The organism is Moorena sp. SIO3I6, assembly GCF_010672095.1.
The window spans coordinates 1-1,370 of record NZ_JAAHHU010001376.1 but is presented as its reverse complement, the minus strand read 5'-3'; the positions used below and the strand labels follow the sequence as shown (position 1 = coordinate 1,370).

General features: G+C 45.4%; 2 protein-coding genes. Both read right to left on the bottom strand.

Going from position 1 to position 1,370, the window contains the following annotated elements; all coding sequences use genetic code 11:
- Positions 1-252: 252 nt before the first annotated feature.
- On the bottom strand, positions 253-459 hold the full coding sequence (locus F6K49_RS49460) for a lasso peptide (RefSeq protein WP_293110104.1): 207 nt from the start codon (positions 457-459) through the stop codon (positions 253-255).
- Between the two features lie 221 nt (positions 460-680).
- Complete coding sequence (locus F6K49_RS49455) at positions 681-1,340, bottom strand: asparagine synthase-related protein (protein WP_293110102.1); 660 nt, start codon at positions 1,338-1,340, stop codon at positions 681-683.
- Between the last annotated feature and the right edge of the window lie 30 nt (positions 1,341-1,370).

The window sequence follows — 1,370 nt, the reverse complement described above, 5'->3', positions numbered from 1 at the left end:
ATACTTAGGAGCAGGTTAAACTTGATCGGAGAACTTGATAGCAGAAAAGGCATCCCCTCACTCTAGCCAAGACCCTTCTGCTGAGTCAGTGTTGCAGGACTAACTCGTTAGGGAGTGCTAGGCAACCCACCTAGGAGTTGCCTAAAGATGATCTGGCTAGTAGTAGACAACGCCTTTGTCGCCCTTGGTGATGGCGCTACTCATATTAAGTACTTACCATCACCAGTGGTGATCCTGTTACGGTTGTACAGACTAAACACAACCCTGATTAGTGCAGTTGAGGTTCTGTGAGTCATCTGATTCAGCTACCACCTCACCATTGAAAAACGCGAAATCTTGGAACTTATCACGCCCACTGACTTTAGTCAGCTTCTCAATAGAACCGTGAACAATCATTTCTGGTGTAGTGTAAGTTTTTAGCATGGTGTTACTTTCCTTTGTAGTGTAGGTTTTTAGCATGGTGTTATACCAAAAATCAAAAGTCATGACATACATAAAGATTGCAAAAGCCAATGTATATGGTTATGTTTTTATTGTAAGTATGACGCTACTTTTGAAAACTGGTATTACTTTCCTTTTGCCGATAGTAGTTTAAGGTAGTCACACCCTAAATTGGACTTACGGTATTTCTTGGTTGTGCCCAAAACACAATCCCAAGCAGATTCCCTGCCAAGTTAGACTTAGGGTGTCACTTGGGTGCGGTCAAGCCACAACGCCAAGATGATTCCCTGCCAGACTGTCATGCAGTCTTTTTCTCGCACCCTGCCTCCTGAGGTCATGCGTCGATGAACTTGTCTCAGAAAGTCTGTGTCAACGTACCCTTCAATGAGTTCAAGCTTATTCAAGATCACGTCGTCGAATACCTGACGATTTAGGGTGAGCAGACCGTGAATAAAGTTTGGACCCATATGGGCTTTGCCTCCTCGCCACTGGACAGCTTTTGGTAAAATATCTGCCATCCCACGGCGCAATACCATCCGACTCCATCCCTGGTAGAGTTTCTGCTCGGAAGGCAGTGCTAGACAGAATTCAAGTAGCCGCTTATCCATAAAGGGATGACGAGCTTCCAGGGAAAATGCAGCACTGTAGCGGTCGAACTGCTCTAGAATCAGGGGAAATATACCTTGGGTTAGATGACACCAGTGGTCTTCTCTGACTGTGAGTGATGGTTGATTTGACTTATCGAGTGCGTGGATACGCTGATCAATACCAATGCGTTCAGCAAAGTTACTGTTAACCAGAGGTGCAACAGAAGTAGCTAACTTGTCTTGTCTGCGCCACTTTCGCCAAAGTTGCTTGATTGCTTCCGGAACTAACGCCTTGAGTCCATGATTGAGCAACAGGTGCTTACGGGAGATGCCAAAACGCTA